17 protein-coding genes are annotated in these 22,046 nt (G+C 54.0%); 3 read left to right on the top strand and 14 right to left on the bottom strand.

Annotation, left to right across the window (positions count from 1 at the left end):
• Nucleotides 1-211 precede the first annotated feature (211 nt).
• The 12 genes from JYB85_RS11455 to JYB85_RS11400 all read right to left on the bottom strand — a co-directional run bounded on the left by JYB85_RS11455 (nucleotide 212) and on the right by JYB85_RS11400 (nucleotide 12,984).
• Entirely contained in the window at nucleotides 212-928 is a 717-nt protein-coding gene (locus JYB85_RS11455) for an SIMPL domain-containing protein (RefSeq protein ID WP_207379409.1), read from the bottom strand.
• Between the two features lie 55 nt (nucleotides 929-983).
• Nucleotides 984-1,370, bottom strand: a complete 387-nt coding sequence (locus tag JYB85_RS11450; RefSeq protein ID WP_207382052.1) for a VOC family protein — start codon at nucleotides 1,368-1,370, stop codon at nucleotides 984-986.
• 116 nt (nucleotides 1,371-1,486) lie between these two features.
• Entirely contained in the window at nucleotides 1,487-2,791 is a 1,305-nt protein-coding gene (locus JYB85_RS11445; protein WP_207379408.1) for an OmpP1/FadL family transporter, read from the bottom strand.
• A 339-nt stretch (nucleotides 2,792-3,130) separates the two neighbouring features.
• The gene (gene putP / locus JYB85_RS11440; RefSeq protein ID WP_207382051.1) at nucleotides 3,131-4,582 is read right to left on the bottom strand and encodes a sodium/proline symporter PutP; all 1,452 of its coding nucleotides are present in this window, start codon (nucleotides 4,580-4,582) and stop codon (nucleotides 3,131-3,133) included.
• 191 nt (nucleotides 4,583-4,773) lie between these two features.
• Nucleotides 4,774-5,478, bottom strand: coding sequence for a DUF3379 domain-containing protein (locus JYB85_RS11435; protein WP_207379407.1), 705 nt, complete (start codon nucleotides 5,476-5,478; stop codon nucleotides 4,774-4,776).
• Nucleotides 5,471-6,034, bottom strand: a complete 564-nt coding sequence (locus JYB85_RS11430) for a sigma-70 family RNA polymerase sigma factor (protein ID WP_207320152.1) — start codon at nucleotides 6,032-6,034, stop codon at nucleotides 5,471-5,473. Before JYB85_RS11430 ends, JYB85_RS11435 begins: the two co-directional genes overlap by 8 nt.
• Before the next feature lie 13 nt (nucleotides 6,035-6,047).
• Nucleotides 6,048-7,658 carry a BatD family protein gene (locus JYB85_RS11425; protein WP_207379406.1) on the bottom strand — a complete coding sequence of 537 codons (1,611 nt, stop codon included), beginning with the start codon at nucleotides 7,656-7,658 and terminating at the stop codon, nucleotides 6,048-6,050.
• Complete coding sequence (locus JYB85_RS11420; protein ID WP_207379405.1) at nucleotides 7,652-9,637, bottom strand: vWA domain-containing protein; 1,986 nt, start codon at nucleotides 9,635-9,637, stop codon at nucleotides 7,652-7,654. Before JYB85_RS11420 ends, JYB85_RS11425 begins: the two co-directional genes overlap by 7 nt.
• Nucleotides 9,634-10,611, bottom strand: coding sequence for a vWA domain-containing protein (locus JYB85_RS11415; protein WP_207379404.1), 978 nt, complete (start codon nucleotides 10,609-10,611; stop codon nucleotides 9,634-9,636). Before JYB85_RS11415 ends, JYB85_RS11420 begins: the two co-directional genes overlap by 4 nt.
• The gene (locus JYB85_RS11410; protein ID WP_207379403.1) at nucleotides 10,605-11,111 is read right to left on the bottom strand and encodes a DUF4381 domain-containing protein; all 507 of its coding nucleotides are present in this window, start codon (nucleotides 11,109-11,111) and stop codon (nucleotides 10,605-10,607) included. Before JYB85_RS11410 ends, JYB85_RS11415 begins: the two co-directional genes overlap by 7 nt.
• Nucleotides 11,108-12,031, bottom strand: a complete 924-nt coding sequence (locus tag JYB85_RS11405; RefSeq protein ID WP_207379402.1) for a DUF58 domain-containing protein — start codon at nucleotides 12,029-12,031, stop codon at nucleotides 11,108-11,110. Before JYB85_RS11405 ends, JYB85_RS11410 begins: the two co-directional genes overlap by 4 nt.
• Nucleotides 12,028-12,984, bottom strand: coding sequence for an AAA family ATPase (locus JYB85_RS11400; RefSeq protein ID WP_207324176.1), 957 nt, complete (start codon nucleotides 12,982-12,984; stop codon nucleotides 12,028-12,030). Before JYB85_RS11400 ends, JYB85_RS11405 begins: the two co-directional genes overlap by 4 nt.
• Nucleotides 12,985-13,211: 227 nt before the next feature.
• Between JYB85_RS11400 and fadI the strand changes: the two genes are divergently transcribed.
• The 3 genes from fadI to JYB85_RS11385 all read left to right on the top strand — a co-directional run bounded on the left by fadI (nucleotide 13,212) and on the right by JYB85_RS11385 (nucleotide 17,019).
• Complete coding sequence (gene fadI, locus JYB85_RS11395) at nucleotides 13,212-14,522, top strand: acetyl-CoA C-acyltransferase FadI (RefSeq protein WP_207379401.1); 1,311 nt, start codon at nucleotides 13,212-13,214, stop codon at nucleotides 14,520-14,522.
• Nucleotides 14,523-14,528: 6 nt separating this feature from the next.
• The gene (fadJ, locus tag JYB85_RS11390) at nucleotides 14,529-16,649 is read left to right on the top strand and encodes a fatty acid oxidation complex subunit alpha FadJ (RefSeq protein ID WP_207379400.1); all 2,121 of its coding nucleotides are present in this window, start codon (nucleotides 14,529-14,531) and stop codon (nucleotides 16,647-16,649) included.
• A 166-nt stretch (nucleotides 16,650-16,815) separates the two neighbouring features.
• Nucleotides 16,816-17,019: a hypothetical protein gene (locus JYB85_RS11385; RefSeq protein ID WP_207379399.1), complete on the top strand. Its 204-nt coding sequence runs from the start codon at nucleotides 16,816-16,818 to the stop codon at nucleotides 17,017-17,019.
• A gap of 195 nt (nucleotides 17,020-17,214) precedes the next feature.
• Here the strand turns inward: JYB85_RS11385 and JYB85_RS11380 are convergent, their stop codons facing one another.
• Nucleotides 17,215-17,529, bottom strand: a complete 315-nt coding sequence (locus JYB85_RS11380; protein WP_207379398.1) for a hypothetical protein — start codon at nucleotides 17,527-17,529, stop codon at nucleotides 17,215-17,217.
• A gap of 84 nt (nucleotides 17,530-17,613) precedes the next feature.
• The gene (locus tag JYB85_RS11375) at nucleotides 17,614-21,909 is read right to left on the bottom strand and encodes an EAL domain-containing protein (RefSeq protein ID WP_207379397.1); all 4,296 of its coding nucleotides are present in this window, start codon (nucleotides 21,907-21,909) and stop codon (nucleotides 17,614-17,616) included.
• Nucleotides 21,910-22,046: the final 137 nt, after the last annotated feature.

Here is a 22,046-nt window from a genome sequence, read left to right as displayed (position 1 = left end):
TGGGCAATGCGCTCAGGGTCCAGGCACCCAGGGTTAAGGTGCTTTGTGCCAGCAGGGTCAGCAAGAGTGAATTAGCCTTCATGGGGAACTCCAATTAAATCCATGAGAAAATTCTAATGGAATGTGGTGTATCCAGCAATCCATTTCATTAGAAAAAATTAATGGATTGTGGCCCAGCGCAAAAAAATGAAGGCGCATCAGCGCCTTCTTTTCAGTCTGTCAGGTAGTAGGTGACAGTGGAAACCACCCTGATGCGCTTTATTTGGGGGCTGTTACTGTCACGGTCACTGATGGTGAATTGTCCCTGGCTGGCACTCTTTATCTTGCCCAGGTGGGAGCCCGAATCATGGGCGAACTTGTCCGCCACTTCGCGGGCATTCTCTGTGGCCAGCTGAACCATGGCCGGCTTGACTGCGTTCAGGTCCGTGTACAGGAATTCGGTGCGGTTTTCGTAGTCATTGCCGCCAATGGCTATGCCTTCCCGGGCCAGGGTCGCCAGTTGTCTGCGGGTTTCCAATACCCTGGCCACCTGGCTGCTGTAGAGGGAGATGGTGACCTTGGCGGTGTATCGGTACTTGAGGTTGGGATCGGCATACCCCTGGGCCTGCCTGTCTTCTATGGCGGGTAAGCCCAGACTGATCTCGCTGTCATCAAACCCCTGTTGTTTGAGAAAGTCGAGCACCTTGGCACTTTTTTGCTCCAGGGTGTCGTACAGGCGGGGCAAATCGTTATCGACTTCGGTAAAGCGGATCGGCCAGATGGCGATATTGGCGTCGACGTCCTGTTCGGCCAGACCTTTGACGGTCACGGTACGCTCACTGGCCTTGAGTGCCAGTGCGGTTTGTTTGAGATATAAGCCGGTGGCCAACAGACCTGCGCTGAGACTCAGACCCAGTGCAAGGGCCGGCAAGGTAAGGGACTTTTCCATGTAAACTCCTGTAATCAACCGGGCTTCAGCATAACCTGTTGCCGCCTGGCAGGCATCAGTCCTGTTGACTATTCCCGGGCGCTTGCCAGAGTTCCACCTTGTTACCGTCTGGGTCGATAAACCAGCCAAAACGCCCCAATTCAGAGTCCTCGGTATTATTCAGCACCTGGGCTCCAGCCGCACGCAGCTGCGCCAGGGCTCCGGCCAGGTCATCCACCATCAGGTTGAACATGAACCCCTTGTTTGAGGGAGCGAAATAGTCGCTGTCGGCGTTGAATGGACTCCAGACATGGTAGCTGCCACTTGGCAATTGCGCGGTATGAAAAGCGCAACCGCCCCAGTGTTCTATATCCAGACCAAGATGTTGTTGATACCAGTTTGCCAGCGCTGCCGGATCGGGGCTTTTGAAGAAGATCCCCCCAAGACCTATGACTCGTGCCATTTCCATTATCGCAATGTGATTATTGTTTGCTTAAATGTAGGCAAGAAATTGAGTGGATACAAAAAAGCCGCCCCGGGGCAAGGGAGTCCCGGGGCGGCATTGTTGTCAGCAGGCTATCAGAAACTGCGACTGTACTGCATGGAGTAGTAAACGGCGTTGGAGCGGGTGTGGGCTATGACCTCACCAATCAGGGCGCTCATTTCGTGCACTTCCACATCTTCGCCGCGGACAAATGCCAGGCCAAAGTCGACGCTGGACTGCTTGTCCAAAGCAAAGGTGGTGCCGACCGTGTACCAGTTGCGGTCAGAATCAGGAATTGACAGTGAGCTCAATTGATCCACCACACCCTGATCGTGCATGTAACCGGCACGCAGGCTCCAGTCGGCGTTCAGTTTGTAGGTGCCGCCGACGCTGAACAACCAGGAATTGTCCCAGGCGTAGTGCTTGAGCTGGGCGTTGCCCACGGCCATGCCGTTTGGCAATGAGCCGTCCTTGACCGTGATTTCTTTAAAGTCGCCCCAACTGGTGTACTGCGCCGTGTAGTGCAGGGCAAAGCTGTCGCTCAGCTGATGGAAGCCGGCAACCTGGAAGATATCGGGCATGGGGATGGCAATTTCATCGAAGCTGACATTGGCCATGGCCTGGGTATTGAACACATTGATGTCACCGGAGGCGGTGAACTCGGGGCTCAGGCGGTAACTGGCGCCGATGCGGTGCTCGGCATTGAACTCGTACACCAGGCCGACAATCCCGCCCAGGGCCCAGCCATCGGCATCCACGTCAACCAGCTTGGCGTTCACCAGGGCACCATTGGGACCCAGCGGCAGGGTACCTTCGCGGCTCAGTTTGCCCTGACCATAGATAATGTCGATACCGGCACCGATACTCAGGTGCTCGTCGAAACGGTAAGACAGGCTGGTGTTGAGGTTGACCGTGGTGACCTCGGTGTTGCCGAGCAAATCAACGGGTGCCGGCACAGTGCCCAGACCCGGGATGGTCACCGCGTTGTTGGCCAGGGCCGTGGTGTCGGTGCCGGTGCCGAAGTTGCTGAAGGCGGCCATGCCAAAGGCCAGCTTGTCGCTGAGTGGGCGAATGTAATAAAAGTTGGGAATGAATTTGGCGTCGGCGGCATCATGTTCGCTGCCAAAGTCCAGCGGCATGCCGGCTGCCTGTACGTCTTTGACCTTGACGTCGATATCGGCGTAGGTCATGCCCAGTGACAGGGCGGCCTTGTCAAACATGGCCATGGCGGCAGGGTTACGGGCCAGTACCGAGGCATTATCGGCGATAACGGCATCACCGGCGAAGGCGCGGCCGATACCCGTGGCGGATTGGCTGTTCAGTTGAAATCCGGCAGCCATTGTCTGGCCACAGGCCAGGGCGAGGGCAGAAACCAAAAGTGTCTTGTTGAAATACGTCATTATTTTCATCTCTTGCTGGTTGTCCCGGCCCAAGCGGCGCAGGAAGTTGCTGCGGCATCTTAGGGAGTACAGTTGTATGCAACAAGTCCGACCAGAGCTAAAGCTCCATCGCAAGTGGTGAAAAGATAAACGGATTTTTGTACGGTATCTGGAAGTGTTGACTGCGGAGCGCTTGAATTCTGCGCCCGGGTGCCCGTGGTCAGGGTGTTTGCCGCGCGACAGTCATTTGAATTTGCCATTTGAATCAGGCAGGGCACCTTGGAGGTTTTAGGAGCGGACAAGCGGATAAATAAAAAGCGTACATATGTACGCTTTTTCTCTGGCTATTTTCAGCCGTGGTTAGAGGCTGTTGTGGAAGCGATCAAACTCCTGTTCCACCCGCTCACAGGGCTTGGCAAGCTTGCTGGCCAGCATACCGGCGAGGGTCGCCAGCACAAAGCCCGGCAAGATTTCATACAGATCAAACAGGCCGCCGCTCAGCTGTTTCCAGATAACCACTGTCAGGGCACCGCTGATGATGGTGACCACGGCGCCGGTGCGGCTGTAACCGCGCCAGAACAGGGACAAGAGCACCACGGGACCAAAAGCTGCGCCAAAACCGGCCCAGGCGTAGCTCACCAGTCCCAGCACGCTGCTTTGGGGATTGAGGGCTATCACTCCGGCAATAATGGCTATGGTCAGCACGCCGATGCGGCCCACCATCATCAGTTCGCGATCGTCGGCCTTGGGTCTGAGCCACTTGCGGTAGAAGTCTTCGGTGATGACAGATGAGCACACCAGCAGTTGCGAATCTATGGTGCTCATGATGGCCGAGAGAATGGCGGCAATAAGCAAGCCGCCAATCCAGGGATTGAAGGCCACCTGGGACAGGTGAATAAACACGGTTTCAGGATTGTCCAGGGGCTTGCCGGCAAAATACAGGCTGCCGGCAATGCCGGTGGCGAGGGCGCCCAAAAGTGACAGTATCATCCAGCCCATGGCAATGCGGCGGGAGAGCGGCAGATCTTCCACCTTTCCTATGGCCATAAAGCGCGACAGTATGTGGGGTTGACCGAAATAACCCAGGCCCCAGGCGAGCAATGAAAGCAGACCTATGACAGTGGTGTCGCTGCTGATCAGGCTCAACATTTGTGGCGGCAGGGTATCCAGATTGGCATGGCTTTCGGGGTGGGTGAAAATAGCCACAGGCACTATAAGCAGGGCAATCAGCATTAAACAGCCCTGGAAAAAGTCGGTCCAGCAGACGGCAAAGAAGCCGCCGATGAAGGTATAGCCGACAATAATGGCCGAACCTATGACCAGGGCGGCGTTATAGTCGAGGCCAAAGACCTTTTCGAACAGAATGGCACCGCCGACCATGCCGGAAGAGGCATAGAAGGTGAAAAACACCAAAATGGTGACGGCGGAAACCAGCTTGAGCGAGCCCTTGTCATCGTGGAAACGTTTCTCGAAAAAGTCCGGCAAGGTCAGGGCATTGTCAGTTTGCTGGGTGTAGACCCTGAGCCTTTTGGCTACCAGCAGCCAGTTGAGCCAGGCACCGACCACCAGGCCAATGCCGATCCAGGCTTCGCCAAGACCACCCAGGTATACGGCGCCGGGCAATCCCAGCAGCAGCCAACCCGACATATCCGAGGCTCCGACGCTGAGCGCCGTGACGCCTGGCCCCATTTTGCGGCCACCGAGAATATAGTCATCGACCGTATCCGTTGAGCGGTAGGCCCAAAATCCCAGGCCCATCATCAGGGCCAAATAGCCCGCAAAGGTGATTAAAACCGGTGTCGCTATCATTATGCTGTATCCGTTGTCGTTTAGTTATCAGTGATATGCATTGGTTTGGCATGCTAGCAGAAGTCGATGCAGGATCCCAATAGACAGGTTGTTGGCCCGTCAGCTCAGACCAGTATTGTTGCCAATCTCGGCCGGCAAATTAAAAAAGGCCGTGGGCATTGCCCCGCGGCCTTTTTGCAACTGTTTTGTCAGACCTAGATGAAATCCCGGCGTATGGTTTGTTGCAGTGCAGTCAGCGATTGCTGCTCATCGCCCACCAACATCAGGAAGGCATCTCGGGTGCGGAATCCCAGACCTTTCAGGGTGCTGTCGGCAAATCGCTCGCTCAATTGCATCCGCTCTTCCAGCGGCACGATAAACAGGGTGGTTTTGCCATTTTCACCTTCCAGCACCAGATGTATGCTCTGCACTCCCCGAAAATCGCAGAAGGCCTTGAATACCACCTTACCGGGGAGGGCATTGAAATGCGCTCCCTTAAGGCCGGAGATGCTGGCCAGGCTGGCATTGAGGGCGGGCAGGTCTACCGCCTGTTCCATGGTCAGGGCCTTGGGCTCATGGTGCACGTGGGCCAGGGCATGCTCACCCAGATCCACGGGCCCCAAGCGTAACCAACTGAATCCCAAACCAATGACAAAGGCGATTGATGCCGCCATGGCCATCAACCAGGTGGCGCGGCGTTTGCTTTGCCTGTGCGCCACCAATTGCTGGCGCAGCAGCAGACGCGCGGCGAGGGTTTCGGGAACGTCCACGTTCATGGCCCGGGCCAATTTGGCATCGAGCTGCTTCAGTTCCCTGACAAAGGCGCCACGGTTGTCCTCTTCGGCCATGGCTGCCAAAAATTCGGGATCCTGGCTTTGGGGGTCGCTATAGGCACGGCGGCGAAACTCAAGTTCATCCATTTGACTGACCTCGGATAGATGGATGTTCCAACAATTCTCTTAGCTGATTACGGGCCCGGAACAGCCGGGTCATGACGGTATTGCGGTTCAGCTCCAACATCTCGGCGATTTCCTCACCACTGAAGCCGCCGATAACCTGCAGCAGCAGGGGTTCCCGGTATTCGGGCTCCAGGGTCGCAATTTGCCGCCTGAGCCAATACTGCTCGGCGGCATCCTCGGTGGTGTGAGCGGCAGCATCGCTTAAGTGCTCCTGATCCACATCGGAATAATCAAACTGCTTGCGCTCGAAACGGCGGGCATTTTCGCGCCGCAAAATGGTGATCAGCCACGCCTTGGCCGCCTTTTCATCCTTGAGGGAGTCGAGGGAGCGCCAGGCCCGGAGAAAGGTCTCCTGGGTGATGTCTTCTGCCACCTGTCTGTCACCGCAAAGCCAGAAGGCATAGCGGAACACGTCGGTGTGCAGTGCCCGGACCAGGGCATCGTATCGTCGTTGTTTACTCAGCATGTCAGACATGACCGAGTCGGATTTGGATTTATTGCGCCCTTTGGCAAACATAATTTATTGCCCCTCAGGGATTCAACGGGCCAAGGGCCGGAGCCTGCCTGGCGGATGCGGCTTTTGGCAGGGCCAGTACCGCCTGCAGCAGCGCATCACCGTTAACGCCATGGGCACCTCGGGCGTAGGCGGCTTGCTGGATTTGCGCTATGGCCTTGGCAAGCTCCGGCGACAGCCCGGCGATATCGACCAGCCGACCGCTGTGGCCCTCGGCGGCCATATAACTGCAGAGGGCATTGAGCATGGCACCGCCATCCGCTCCGGCGCAGGCGCGGCGCAGTCCGGTTAAATCCGTGCTCAAAACCTCTGATGTGCTCTGCTGAAGTTCAGGCTCTGAGGTTTTTTTACGGTTTTGCCACCAAAGCCCCAGGGTTAACAGCCAGGCAATTGCAAATAATCCGGTCAGATAGGGCCAATAGCCTGCCGAGCCACCGGTTTGCACTGCCGGGGTTGTGGTCGCGGCGACCGCAACGGGTACCGCGCCCGTGACCACTATGGTGCGCGCCGGCAGCACCGCCAGCTCCTGGCGTCTGAGCCGTGAATTCCACCAGGGCACTTCCACCTTGGGCAGGGTATAGCTGCCGGGCGCGGTCGGCACTATGGCCTGGGTCAGGCTGATCTGGCTCACCAGTTTGCCGTTACGCATAAAGGTCTGGCGCTGCGGTTTTTCCGGGTAGGACTTGAGCGCTGGCGGTAAGGGGAGTTCCAGCTCCGGTAAACTGGTTTCATCTGTATTGGATGCCAGCAGGGTCACGGTACGGGAAATGGGGGCACCGACCTCGAATTCCTGCTTATCCTCGGTAAAGTTATCTTTCAGCAGCGCCAGATCGCTAACAAACCCTTTTGGATCGAATCCTGCCGGCAGGGGCAACACCTTAAGGCTGCTGTCCTCGGCCTTGGCCTGAATTGGGCGGCTTTCGTTGAAGCTGAACATGCCGCCTCGCCGGGGCGCTTCCACCAGCACATCACCCTCGAAGCGGGCGCCGCGGATGGCCTGTTCACCGGCTTGGTCGGCAATGATGCCATAGGTGCGCTCAATCACCCGCAGGCGGCGTCCATCGACTATCTCAGTGCCATCCTTGTCTTCGCCCAGTTGTTTGATCTGGGCGCCTTCCAGCACGGGGGCGCTGAGCACACCCCGTTGCAGCTCCTGGGCCAGGAACAGCTTGACCTTGTAGGTGATTAGCTGACCGACATAGGCCTCGTTGGTCGACAGGCTGGTTTCCAGGTACAGATTCTTCATCTTGACCGGCTCGGCGTCGGCGGCCAGTACCTTAAGCTTGATGGGCTCGGATGCCACGCCGTCCAGGCTGAAGGCGGGTATGGTCAGCTCGCCGACCTGTTTGGCCGCCAGCAGGATCTGCCAGCGGGTTTCCCTGTGGGTGTCGAAATTGAGCATCTGGGTCGAGCGACTGATACTGGTACGGCCGACGATAAAGTCCTTCAGCAGGGCCGAGGTGTCGAGCTTGCCGGCGTCAATCTCATCATCGGCCGTGATGTTCAGCACCAGGTATTCATCCTGGGTGACCGGATTCTTGTCCACCGTGGCTTCCAGTTTGCTGAGCGCCCAGGCCGGGGCGGCAGCAAGTGTGGCCAGCAGGAGAGCACATGCGATTCTTACCACTGTTCCTTTTCCTTCCTGTGTTCACCGCGCGCCCGGCGCAGTTGATATTCAAGTTGCATCTTATTGCGCAGCAGCACCGAGGGGTCGTCATTGATCACCCGCAGGGCACGCTCAGTCTGGGGTGACATTTGTCCGGGTTGTTCGGTTGCTGCCAGGGCGGCCGCTTTTTCCCCATCCTCTGATGCCTTGTCAGCGCCGGCCACGGCCTGTGTGGCCGACTGTGCCTTTTCCGGCTCTCCTTCGGCGGCCCCGGCTTGAGTCCCGGCTGCTTGCGTGCCTGCTTGCTGTTGTTTGTCAGCGGCGTTGGGGTCAGCCTGCATTTGCGCGTCGTTGTTTTGACTGCTGCCGGAGTTGCCTTGCCCGCTGTTCTGCTCGGACTCCCCTTGCTGCTGCCCTTCTTGTCCATCCTGCGGTTGACTGTCATTTGCCGCAGCATCATCCCCGGCGCCTTGGTTGTCGGATGAGGATTCCTGTTGCTCCGGGTTTTGGTTTCCCGAACCCTGACCCTTTTGCTGACTTCCCTGAGACTCTTGTCCCTGTTGATCATCATTGGCGCTATTATCACCCGACTGACCCTGTTGGTCATTGGCGTCATTATCGCCCGATTGGTTCTGGTCCGAGCCCGAGCCGTTTTGCTGCTGGGGGGGCTGCTTGGCGAGTTGTTCCGCCAGCTTGGCATTGGCCTTGGCCGCGTCCAAATCCGGTTGCTTTTCCAATGCCTGTTGGTAGCGTTTTTCCGCCTCCTGATATTGCCCCAGCTGCATCAGGCTGTTGCCCTGGTTATAGAGGCCCATGGCGGAGTCGTCCTGCTCAAAATCCTTGAGGGCGGACTCGTAATCTCCGGCCCGATAATGGGCAGCCCCACGCCAGGCGGGCAGGGTGAAGCTGTCCGCCGCCTGCTGGAATTCGCCCCGTTTAAATGCCTCCATTGCTTGTTGATCCTGGGTCTGAAACAGGGCGGCCTGGCTCTTGCCCAGTGGCAAGATACAGGCAAGCAGCACGGCGGCCGGCATGCCGAAGCGGAAACTGAGCAGCACCGGCAGCAACAGCAGCAGGGCAATGTAGGGACCGAGATCCTGCCAGCTGTCACCGGTCAGTTCTGTGGCCTTGGCATCTGTGCCGCGCTCAAGCCAGCTCAGTAATTGTGGTAATTCGCTGCCGTCATTTCTCGCCGCCAGCGCCATGCCATCGCCTTTGCGGGCAAGATCGGCGAGCCTGACCAAATCGGTTTTGACTATGACCAGCTCATTGCCGGCATCGCGCAGCAAATTGCCATCGGGCAACCTGATGGGGGCTCCCTGTGGGGTACCGAAGGCCAGGATAGACAGGCGATAGTGGCTGCCATCAAGCAGTTCGCGGGTCTCGCGATATTCGTCTTCGTTGATCCCATCGGTCAGCAGCACAATGTCACCCTTGAGGTGGCCACCCTGTTGCAACAATTCAATGGCCCGGCGCACGCCCTGGCTGAGACTGGAGCCGCGCACCGGCATGATGTCAGGTGACAGGGTAGGCAACAGATTCAGCAGGGTATTGCTGTCGCGGGTCAGCGGCGCAATGGTAAAGGCATCCCCGGCATAGGCCACCAGGCCGGTTTCACCATCCGACAGGGAGCGAATAAGGTCGGTGGCGCGGAATTTCGCCTGGGTCAGGCGATTGGGGGCGAGATCCGTGGCATACATGGACAGACTCATGTCCATCAGCAGCACCCGCCCGGCATCGGTAGCAAACACAGGCAAGGTCTGCTTTTGCACCGCGGGTCCTGACAGGGCCAGCACTGCGATGACCCAGGCCGCTCCCAGCATGCCCATGCCCTTGGGACGGGCGCTGTTTGTGCCGCTCAGCAGCAGGGCGGCCAGATGGGGTGCAATGTAAGCATTCCAGGTTCCGCGACTGCTGCGATGGCGGTACAGCCACCAAAGCAGCGCCAGCAAGGGCAGCAGCGCCAACAGCCACCAGGGGCGGATAAAATGCAGGCTCATGATTGTGCCTCCGCAAAACGTCCCCGGCCGCGCAGTGCCAGCCAAAGACTGAGCAGCAGTGCCAGGGACAGTGGCAGGTAAAAGAGATCGGCACTGGGCCTGAAGCTTTGCTGATCCCGACTCACGGGCTCAAGCTCGTCTATGGCCTGATAAATTTGCTCGAGCTCTTCGGTATTGCGGGCGCGGAAGTATTTTCCGCCCGTGGTCTTGGCCAGGGATTGCAGCTGGGCTTCGTCCAGGTCCATGGAGGGATTGACCCGCTCGCGGCCAAACAGGGTGCGACGCTCCATGGCTTCGGCACCCACCCCGATACTGTAGATCTTGACCTTGCGCTCGGCGGCAATGGCGGCAGCCTGATCCGGGGCCATGTCGCCGGCATTGTTGGAGCCGTCGGTGAGCAGCACCAGGATGCGGTTGCTGTCTTCGAGGTTGTCAAAGCGCTTCACCGCCAGACCTATGGCTTCACCTATGGCGGTCTGTTTTCCCACCAAACCAATTTGGGCCTCACGCAGGTATTGCGCCACCGAGCGCCGGTCCTGGGTCAGGGGCGCCTGCAGGTAGGCGTGATCGGCAAACAGGATAAGGCCCAGACGGTCGCCTTTGCGGCGCTCAATAAATTCGCTGACCACTTGCTGGATAAGGGTAAAGCGGTCGACGGTCGCGCCGTTCAGCACCATGTCTTCAATCTGCATTGAGCCGGACAGGTCCACAGCCAGCATCAGATCCCGCCCTTTGCTGGGCAGTTCTATGGGATCGCCAAGCCATTGGGGCCGGGACAATGCAAGTAACAACAGGGCCCAGAGCAACAGCAGGGTTTTGCGGCCGGAGGCCGATGTGCGCTGCAGCTTGGGCCGAGCCAGGCCTGCCACTCCGGGCAGATGCAGCCGGGCATCGCTGTCCCGGGAAGCGTTGTTTTTTATCAGCAGCGGCAGGGGTAACAGCGTCAGCAGCCAGGGCCAGGCCAGGGTCAGCATGGGAACCTCCCGGCAAGCCATCTGGGCGCCTGTTTAAGCCAGAGTTCGGCCAGAGACAGCAGGGTTTGGGCCTGCTCAGGGCTTAATGTTTGAGGTGTGTAACGACTGCCAAGCAGGACGGCAAAACCGGCATCGCCCGGGGGCAGTGCCTCGTCGAGCAAGGCGCTCCAGGCATCGCCGCCCAGAGCCGCTATTTTATCCCTGGGACCGTAATGCAGTGCGACGCGCTTGAGCAGGGTGCTGACCTGCCACGCCAGCTCTGGCGTTTGGGAGTTCAATTGAGTCAGTTCCCGCAGCGCAATTTTCTGCGGCGCCAGATGGCGCTGCCTTTTTCGTATAAACCAGGCCAGGGCCAGACACAACAACAGCGACAGTAGCATCAGCAGATACCAACCGGTCGCCAGAGGCCACAGACCGATGTCGGGCGGCAGCTGAATGTCCTGCATCTGGGCCAGCATGGGATTGCCACCCTGGGGCTGAGAAGGGAGTGATTGAGTCAACGCAAAACTTCCAGTTGGGATTGCAAGGTAGTGCCGGCACTGATGCTGCGGGTCTGGACCCCAAGGCTTGTCATCAGGCGACAGAATTCGTCACGTCGCTGCGATTCCCGTGCCAGCCAGTTGTGGTATCCGGCTCGGTCCAGCACTGTGTCGACGCCGGCTTCGCGTACCGGCAGTTGAATATCCGCCGGCAGCGGCAATTCTCCACAGCGCAAAGGATCGGTCAGCAGGAATGCCCCCAGTTCACAATGGCGCTTCAGGGCCGACAGCGGCGCCAGGCACTCGCTGTTGACGGCACTGCCGTCCGTGATAAGCCACACCAGGCTGCCGGGTTTGGCAATTCTGGCCAAGCGCTGGCAGGCTCGCAGCCAATGCTGACCATCGCCACTGCCCTTGCTGAAGTTGTTAAGCTGATGGCTGTGGGTGCGGCAAATGCCCTGGATCAGCTGCAATATGCCGGTGTGACGGCTGCGGGGTTTAAGTTCCAGATGTTCGTGCTCACAGGCAATAAGGGCGCCGAGGCGATCGCCGTGGCGCACCGCCTGCCAGCCCAGGGTGCTGGCCAAATGGGCCGCCTGCACCGCCTGCAGTAGCAGGCTGGAGCCAAAATACAGGCTGTGGCTCAGATCCAGCAGTATGATCACCGGCCGTTCACGTTCTTCCACAAACAGCTTGGTGTGGGCCTTGCCGGTGCGCGCCGTCACCCGCCAGTCTATGGTGCGGATATCATCACCCTGCTGGTAGTGGCGCACTTCGGCAAATTCCATGCCTCGGCCCTTGATTATGCTGGCTCTGTGACCGGCCTGGGCCGCACGGGCGCGGCTGGGGCGGTCGGGCAGGGCGCGGGCCAGATCCTGGGTCGCCAATAATTCCTTTTCACTCAGATGGATGCCATCAGCAAACAAAGGCAGCTTGTTCAAGGCACGGCCACCTGGGACAGAATGTGGGCAATGACGGCGTCGGCATTGATGCCTTCGGCCTGGGCCTGGTAGCTGAGCAGCATTCTGTGCCTGAGCACATTGGGCGCCACCGCCTGGATGTCTTCCGGCGCAACAAAGTCACGCTCATTGAGCCAGGCGCGGGCACGGGCGCAGCGCTCCAGCGCCTGGGTGGCGCGGGGGCTGACACCATAGGCGAGCCAGTTGCCCAGCTCTTCGCTGTACTTGTGGCCTTCGCGGGTGGCCATGACTATGTCGACTATATATTGCTCAAGGGGTTCGGCCAGGTAGAGTTCCAGCGCCTCGGTGCGGGCTTCAAATATGTCGGCCTGGGCTATGGGATCCATCTGCGGCGGCGCCTGGTGCAGCGCCTCGCTGCGGGACAGACGCATAATTTCCCGTTCCGTTTGCGCATCAGGATAGTCCAGGTTCAGGTGCATCAGGAAACGGTCCAGCTGGGCCTCGGGCAGGGGATAGGTGCCTTCGTTTTCCAGCGGGTTCTGGGTTGCCATCACCAGGAAGAAGGGCGGCAGCTTGTAGCTCTTCTTACCAACCGTTACCTGTCCCTCGGCCATGGCTTCCAGCAGCGCCGATTGCACCTTGGCCGGGGCACGGTTGATTTCATCGGCCAGGATCAGGTTGTGAAAAATCGGACCGGACTCAAATTCAAAGGTGCCGGTCTGGGCGCGGTAAATGTCGGTGCCGGTCAAATCCGCCGGCAGCAGATCCGGAGTGAACTGAATGCGGTGAAAATCCCCCTCAACCCCATCGCACAACGCCTTGACGGCACGGGTCTTGGCCAAACCCGGCGGGCCCTCTACCAAGAGGTGTCCATTGGCCACCAGGGCAATCAACAGATTTTCTGTGAGCGTTGGCTGCCCCAGGATCAGGGTGTTGAGGTAGTTCCGCAGTGCATGAAATCGGCTCAAAGGCATGATGCTACTCGTTTTATTCTGATTGTGAGCTATAGACCATAGCTATGGTAAAAAATTCCCGTTGTGCTTGGCTAGTGTTAAAAAAGCAAACAAGTGTTTAAAACCTGTAAAAAAGAAATTAGAATCGAATCACACTTTGATGGTCCGACCTGTTGTAAGCGGTTCAGGTCAGAAAGGAATAACCAGCCGGTGGCCCAAGGCCAGCAGGCATATAAAGAGGGTGGAAGATGAGTGACAGACAACAGGTAACCAACGCCCGCGGTGAGCGGATTGCCATAGTGGCGGGTCTGCGGACCCCATTTGCCAAGCAGGCGACGGCCTTTCACGGGATGTCAGCCCTGGACATGGGCAAGATGGTGGTCAATGAATTGATGGCCCGCAGTGAGCTGGACCCCAAGTTGGTGGAACAGCTGGTGTACGGTCAGGTGGTGCAAATGCCCGCCGCTCCCAATATTGCCCGTGAAATCGTGCTCGGCACCGGCATGAATGTGGCCACCGATGCCTACAGCGTGACCCGCGCCTGTGCCACCAGTTTCCAATCCACAGTGAATATTGCCGAAAGCATCATGACCGGCAATATCGAGATAGGCATTGCCGGTGGTGCGGATTCATCTTCCGTGCTGCCCATTGGCGTGTCGAAAAAGCTGGCACACGCCCTGGTGGATTTGACCAAGGCCAGAACCCTGGGCCAGAAACTGGCTATTTTCCGCCGCTTGGGACTCAGGGATCTGCTGCCGGTACCGCCGGCGGTGGCCGAATATTCCACCGGCTTGTCCATGGGCCAAACCGCTGAGCAGATGGCCAAGAGCCATGGCATCAGCCGCGCCGATCAGGATGCCCTGGCACACCGCTCACACACACTGGCAGCCCAAACCTGGGATTCCGGGGTGCTCCGTGACGAGGTGATGGTGGCCCACGTACCGCCCTACAAGCAATTTATCGACCGTGACAACAACATACGTGAAAACTCGGAATTGGCATCCTATGCCAAGCTGAGACCGGTGTTTGACCGCAAACACGGCAGTGTGACCGCTGCCAACAGCACTCCGCTGACCGATGGGGCGTCGGCCATACTGCTGATGAGCGAAGGACGCGCCAAGGCCCTGGGTTACACTCCCATTGGTTACATCAAAAGCTATGCCTTTGCCGCCATTGATGTCTGGGAAGACATGCTGATGGGCCCGTCCTATGCCACGCCGTTGGCATTGAAGCGTGCCGGTATGCAACTGGAAGACTTGAGCCTGGTGGAAATGCACGAGGCCTTCGCCGCCCAGGCTCTGGCCAACATGAAGATGTTTGCTTCGAAAAAGTTTGCCGAAGAAAAGCTCGGTCAAAGCCGCGCCATTGGCGAGATAGACATGAGCAAGTTCAACGTGCTCGGCGGCTCACTGGCCTATGGTCATCCCTTTGCGGCCACGGGTGCCCGCCTGATCACCCAGGTATGTAATGAACTTAAACGCCGCGGTGGCGGTGTCGGCCTGACCACAGCCTGTGCAGCCGGTGGTTTGGGTGCGGCCATGATAGTGGAAGTGGAGTAACAGAAAATGGAAAAGACTTTTAACCTGAGCCGCCGCGAGGACGGTATCGCCCTGCTGACCATGGATGTGCCGGGCGAGACCATGAATACCCTGAAAGCCCAGTTTGCCCCCGAGATCACCGCCATTTTGCAGGAGATCAAGAATGATACCAGCATCAAGGGTCTGGTGCTGATCTCCGGCAAAGCGGATTCTTTCGTCGCCGGTGCCGATATTTCCATGTTGGATGCCTGCCAAAGCGCCGAAGATGCGCGCCTGCTGTCGCGTCAGGGCCACCATGTGTTTGCCGAGCTGGAAGGGCTGAATATCCCCGTGGTGGCGGCCATTCATGGTGCTTGCCTGGGGGGCGGCCTGGAGCTGGCGCTGGCCTGCCATAGTCGCGTCTGCAGTGACAGCAGCAAAACCATGCTGGGGGTGCCAGAGGTGCAGCTGGGATTGTTACCCGGCGGCGGTGGTACCCAGAGGCTGCCTCGGCTGGTGGGCATTGCCAAGGCACTGGATTTGATGCTGACGGGCAAACAGGTTCGCCCAAAACAGGCGTTGAAAATGGGCCTGGTGGACGATGTGGTTCCCCAGAGCATTTTGCTGGACAGCGCCATTGAATTGGCCAAAGCAGGTAAAAAAGTCCGCAAACCCGTGAAGCAGTCTTTGGTGACAAAGCTGCTGGAAGGCACACCCGTGGGGCGCAACATCATGTTTGATCAAGCCGGCAAACAGGTGCTGAAGAAGACCCAGGGCAATTATCCCGCCCCGATGAAAATCATTGACTGTGTTCGCCAGGGTATGGCCAAGGGCATTGAGAAAGGATTGGAAGTTGAAGCCAGTCATTTTGGTGAGCTGGTGGCGACAGCTGAATCTGCGGCCCTGCGCTCCATCTTTTTTGCCACCACGGAAATGAAGAAGGAAACCGGTGCCGGCGATGCGACGGCCAGGGCGCTGAACAAGGCTGTGATCCTCGGCGGTGGCCTGATGGGCGGCGGCATTGCTTCTGTGACCACCACCAAGGCCAAGATCCCGGTCAGGATTAAGGACATCAACGAGAAAGGTCTGTCCAACGCGTTGGGATATGCCTATAAATTGCTCGATAAGGGCGTGAAACGCAGATATATGTCGGCGGCCGAACGGGATAAGCTGATGGCCTTGATGACCACTACGACCGAGTACAAAGGCGTCAAGGATGCCGACATAGTGGTTGAGGCGGTATTTGAGGATCTCAAACTCAAACACCAGATGGTGCAGGATATTGAGCGCGAGTGCAGCGAGCACACCATATTCGCATCAAATACCTCGTCTTTGCCTATTACTCAGATAGCGGAAGTTGCCAGTCGACCGGAAAACGTGATTGGCCTGCATTATTTCTCTCCGGTAGAAAAAATGCCGCTGGTGGAAGTGATTGCCCATGAGAAAACGTCGCCTGAGACCATAGCCACCACAGTGGCCTTTGCCCGCAAGCAGGGTAAGACCCCGATTGTGGTTAAAGACGGTGCCGGTTTCTACGTAAACCGTATTCTTGCCCTCTATATGAATGAAGCTGCGCAGTTGCTGCTGGAAGGTCAAAGTGTTGACCATTTGGACAAGGCGCTGGTGAAGTTCGGCTTCCCTGTGGGTCCCATGACCTTGCTCGATGAAGTGGGCATAGATGTCGGGGCCAAGATTTCCCCTATCCTGGAAAAGGAGTTGGGTGAGCGTTTCAAGGCGCCTGCCGCCTTTGACAAGTTGCTTGCCGATGAACGCAAAGGGCGCAAGAACGGCAAGGGATTCTATGTGTATGGCAAAGCCAGCAAAAAAGGTAAGCAGGTGGATGAAAGCGTCTATGCAGTGCTGGGACTGAAACCGGCAACCGCCAGAGAGCCCAAAGAAATTGCCCAGCGCTGTGTGGTGCAGATGCTCAACGAAGCCGTGCGCTGTTTAGAGGCCGGGATCATTGCTTCCCCCCGTGACGGCGATATAGGCGCCATATTTGGTATCGGCTTTCCGCCGTTCCTGGGTGGGCCGTTCCGCTATATGGATACTTTGGGGGCCGGCCAATTGGTATCAATCCTTGAAGGTTACCAAGCCAAGTATGGTGACAGGTTTGCGCCAGCGCCCTTGCTCAAGACCATGGCAGCAGAAAACAAACGTTTTTATTGAAACATTTCTGCAATGAACCGATAAAAAAGCGGCAACATTTTGCCGCTTTTTTATTGCCGGCGGCAGCAAATTGCCTGAAAAAACATCGCCGCTGTTGGGGTTTTAATGTACAATTCCGGCTCATTTTTGCCGCTTGGGCTGTTAAGCAAAGTGCCGGGGAGAAGTCATGGCTCTGTTATTGATGGTGTTGGCGAGTGTCGGCTCAGCCTGGTATTTGGGAATGACGGCCTTCCATTCAGGCATGCCTGTCAGGCGTTGGATCTGTGCCGGCTTTCTGATGGGACCTGCTGCCTATCCGCTGTTTTCGACCCATAAACACTTGGCGGAGCGAAAGCGCTTGCTCGGTGAAACAGCAGAAATATTGCTTTAAGCACAAATGATAAGGGAGCCTATGGCTCCCTTATCATTTGTCGTGAAACCTCAGTTCCACCAACCCTTGGCGGTCACTACCTGCAGTTCGGTAATACCCTTGGGCAGTTTGACTTTCTTACGTTCTGGCTTGGTCAGGCCCAGTACTTTCAGCATTGAATTCAACATAAGTAATCTCCCTTGACCTATCCGCTGTTTAGGCAGTTTGGTTGTTTGCAAATTTAATGTTTGGTGTGCCGGCGGTTTGAGTTTCAGAGAACTTAATGTTTGGTGTGCCGGCGGTTTGAGTTTCAGAGAACTTAATGTTTGGGGTGCCGGCGGTCTGAGTTTCAGAGAACTTAATGTTTGGTGTGCCAGCGGTTTGAGTTTCAGAGAACTTAATGTTTGGCGTACCGGCAGTCTGCGTTCCAGAAAACTTGATGTTGGGAGTACCTGCGCTTTGCATGTTCGCTTCTAATGCCATGGTCGCAACAGACACCAAGGCTACAGTAGTCAGAAATCCTTTAATCATTTCAATTCTCTCAGTTCAGTGATTGATAGTTGACACTGAGAGAATTAATGCAGGTGTTATGCCAACATAGCCCTGATTTTGAATTTATCTTGAATTGGCACTCAGGCGCTGACTTAGAAACTCGGCCATGTCTTGCTCGAGCAGAGCACCGAACTCGTCCTCGGGTAACGCTTTGCTGTAGATGTACCCTTGGATCTCTTCACAGTTCAGCGCCCGCAGTATATTAAGCTGCGAGGGGACTTCGACGCCTTCTCCTACCACTGTCAGGCCCATGTTGTGAGCTATGGTGATGATGGAGTCGACCATCTTGAGATCGCGGTCTGATTTATCAATGTCATCGACGAACGCCTTGTCAATTTTCAGGCTGTGGATGGGAAAGCGTTTAAGGTAAGACAGCGATGAATAACCGGTCCCGAAATCATCCAGCGCCAGGTTTACCCCCATCTTAGATAGCTGTTGCATAACCTTGATGGCTTTCTCTGGCTGCTTAATCACTGTACCTTCGGTGATTTCCAGCTCCAGATTGGCTGCCGGTAGCTGAGTCAGCCGTAAAATTGACTCAATGCGTTGTTGCAGATCGGGGAGTGCGAATTGCCTCGACGACAAATTGATGGCTACCCTGCCATTAAAAAGTCCCTTTTCACGCCATTTTTGCGCTGCGAAGCATGCCTTACGCATCACCAGCTCACCAATTTCAATGATAAGGCCGGTGTCCTCTGCCAAAGGAATAAAGTCCGAGGGCGGGATCAGACCATGCACAGGGTGATTCAGTCGTACCAGGGCTTCCATACCGGCGAGACAGGATCGCTTCAGGTCGATCTTGGGTTGGTAATAGACCTCGAACAAATCGTCCCGTAATCCTTCCCGGATCAAGTTTTCGATTTCCAATTGGCGGATGGCGTTGCGGTTCAAAGACTCTGAGTAGAATTGATATCTATTACCTCCCGCAGACTTGGCATGGTACATGGCAATATCTGCTTTGCGCAGCAATGCTTGTTCGTTCTGTTCATCTTCAGGGTAGAACACTATGCCAATACTGCAGCCTATTACCAATTTCTCATCGGCTAATTCGAAGGGCAATTTAAAGGCATCAATAACCCTGTGGGCAATGGCCGCGCTGGAACCTATGTCTGGGTTTTTATCGATCAAAATAGCGAACTCATCGCCGCCGAGACGATACAAACTGGTGTGGTCGGGAACTGTCGCCAGGATCCGCTCCGAAACCATTAACAGCAGATCGTCGCCTACCTTGTGGCCCAACGAGTCGTTAATCTTCTTGAAATTATCGAGATCGAGCACCATCAGGGTATGATGAGTATCCTTTTTTACCAGGTTACCCAAAGTCACCTGCAAGTTGGAGCGGTTGGGCAGACCCGTTAACAGGTCATTGTTGGTAAGTTTCCTGAGCTCTTCTTCCTGCTGTTTTCGACGGGAAATGTCGGAGAACACCCCGACATAGTGGGACAAATCACCCTGTTCGTCGTAAATGGCGTCTACCGTGAGTTCCATCAGAAAGAAGCTGCCGTCTCCACGCGCAGCTTCGACTTCAGCTGTCCAGCGGCCTTGCTGCTTGAGCAAAGCACGGATCTGAGCCGAAAAAGATTCCGGATAGCGCTGGAAATTGAACTGGCTGCCAATAAATTGCTCTCTGTCTTGCTGACATAGATTACAACAGGCATCGTTGACTTCAACGAATCGAAAATCACTGTCGAGAATAAACATGCCTTCAGAGATATTTTCGATGGCGCGTTCAAACAGCCTTAATTGTTCTTCTGCCAACTTGAACTGGTTGATATTTTTAATGGTCCCAGTCATCCGCAGAGCCTGATCTTTATCATCCCGTTCTACTATCTTGGCGCGGTCAAGGATCCATAACCAATGATCGTCCTTGCTCTTGACCCGATACGCGGCCTCAAAGTGATCGGTTTCCCCATAGAAGTGTCGATTCAGGGCTTCGCGGACCCTTTCCTGATCCAATGGATGTATATTGCTCTCTTCATCACTTGCGCCCGAGCGTTGGCCGTCACGGGGGAATTCCAACGAGCCCCAGATATTGGAACGATAAATCTTGCCGGTTTCTATGTCCCAGTCCCACATTTCGTCGCCACTGCCCCACAGGGACAGCTTCAATCGTTCCTCACTGATGGCAATTTGGCGCTGAACTTCACGCCGTCTCAAAATAGCTTTAGCGATTATTGCCAAAATAATAATCATTAATAATGCATATGCTATCTTTGCTTGTGTAGACATCCACCAAGGTGGGGTGATAACAACAGAGATAGACTTGATAGGGCCAGATATTTGACTTAAATTATCTCTTGCATACACTTCAAAGCTGTATTTTCCAGGGGATAAATTTGTATAGGTCGCCACTTTAGTTTTTTGAGCACTTATCCATTCGTCAGATAAACCCTGTAGTCTGTAAAAATGTGTTACATTGGTACTGCTATATTTGGGTGATGAAAATTGTATTGCAAATGGGTAATCAGAATACTTTAAAGTAATAATTTCTGAAGAATCGACAGACTTACTTATTATTTCAGAGTTGTTTTTTATTTCTTTATTGAAAAGGTATAGTCCGGTTAAATTAGTGTTTAATCTCTCCGAGGCTTTAGACATTACATACTGAAACTCCTTTTTATTGATAATGGATATACCCTGTATCCCACCTAGTACAACACCATCCCGGAAAACACCAAAGCCTTGGTTGTTGTACTCTCCCTGAGCACCGTTGCTAGATTGTAATGTATAAACTTTTTCTGGCGTAATTACAGTTATATTACTTATCGAAGATCCAAAAATCCAACCATCATAAATTCCCAAGCTATAAATTGGTTTGTCAGTATTAACAATGGGTTTTATCGAGTTTGTTGGCTCATTATACTCTATAATACCATTTTCAGTTGCGATAACTATATCTTCATTCAGAAACTCAACTCCATAGACTATATGCTTTGTGATAATGTCATCTATAGCAGTACTATTATTTTTCATAATAGATAGTCCGCCTTGATGTGATATGTATAGATTGTTATTTGAGTTACTAACTTTTAACTGAAATATAGGCAGGTTACTGGATTTTAAGATCTCTTCATTAAAATTATTTATATCTATTGAAATCAATTTAAGGTCATCGGTCCCAATATATATCTTATTATTTTTCTCACTGTACGCTAATGAGTAAGCTATACGTTCTGATATTTTTGTATGATCTCCACTAGAAGTAGTGTATTTAAATATTCCTTTAGAGGAACAATATACTATTTCATTATCATTTATAACGGCTAAGGCTTTGAATCCATTGGTTTCTGTTTCGATTTCATTACTAATCTCTAAGTTGTTGCTGTTATATATTTTAATCCTAGTAGTTTCGTCAGCAATTAGTAAATTATTTTTGTAATTAGCAATAAACCAAATGTTGCTATTCTTTTGAACGGTACCAGTCTTCACAATGTTTTTATAATCTTGGACGTATAAAAAACCATTGTTCATGCTTGCGATGATGATCCCATTATCAACTTGGAATATAAGTGGAGACAGTAGTGAGAATGTGCTATCAATTACACCTGCGGTTGTTAACTCTCCGTGCATTACTTTGACGATGTTGTTTTTAATTGAGATTTTATTAGAGCTTGAGTAAGTGACACTGTCATAAGTCGCATTATTTAACTTGACTAACTGTCCATTAATATACTCATACGTTCCATCTGTCCTATCTATTAGTAAACGTCCATTGTTATTACCAATAGAAATTGAATCCTTAGTAACTTCTATTACATTTTTAGAAGCGGTTACTTTTAAAACTGTTCCATTATGATTTCTTATTAGATAATAGTTTTCAAATTTAATTATCTGTTTTACAAAGTCAATTTTATCATCTTTTATGTCAAGTGTTATTTTTGAGTTTGAATCTAATACCTTAATAGATTTGCTTGAGCCGATGAAAAGATTGTCATCATGTTTTTGTAAAAATGTGATGGGCTCCTTTACTTCTAGAATAACCTCAAATTTCTCTGTGTCAGGATCCATTTCTAATAAATTACTATCAGTTCCAATCATTAACTTTTCATTAAAAAATTCCAAGCTATGAATAAAAGAACTACTAAGGTTTGTATAATCTTCTGAATAATATTTTTTGAATTCATTACCATCGAATCGATTCAGGCCATTCAAGGTTCCTAACCATATATATCCGTTTTTATCTTCGACTACGGACGTCACTGTATTTTGAGACAATCCCTGAAGGGTACTGTACACATCAGCATTTAAGTGCATTAGTGATGCGTCATAGGGATGCAATTCGGTCGCTTCTTGGTATGCACTTACAGACCAAGTAATCATCAGTAACAATTTTAGAAAATGAGAAAGGGCTTTTTGCATACGTTTTTGTTGGTCTTTATTTGTACAAAGATTGCACTTATATGTTACTCCACTTTTTCAGAAAGTGTGCGATTTGTCAAAATTCATAGCAAAAAAGTCTTTTCATAGCAGACGGATGGGCGAATTTTCTGCACCAA

The organism is Shewanella sedimentimangrovi, from assembly GCF_017354965.1.
GTDB lineage: Bacteria > Pseudomonadota > Gammaproteobacteria > Enterobacterales > Shewanellaceae > Shewanella > Shewanella cyperi.
Note: the sequence above shows the minus strand (reverse complement) of the source record. Positions and strands in the feature narration are given on the sequence as shown.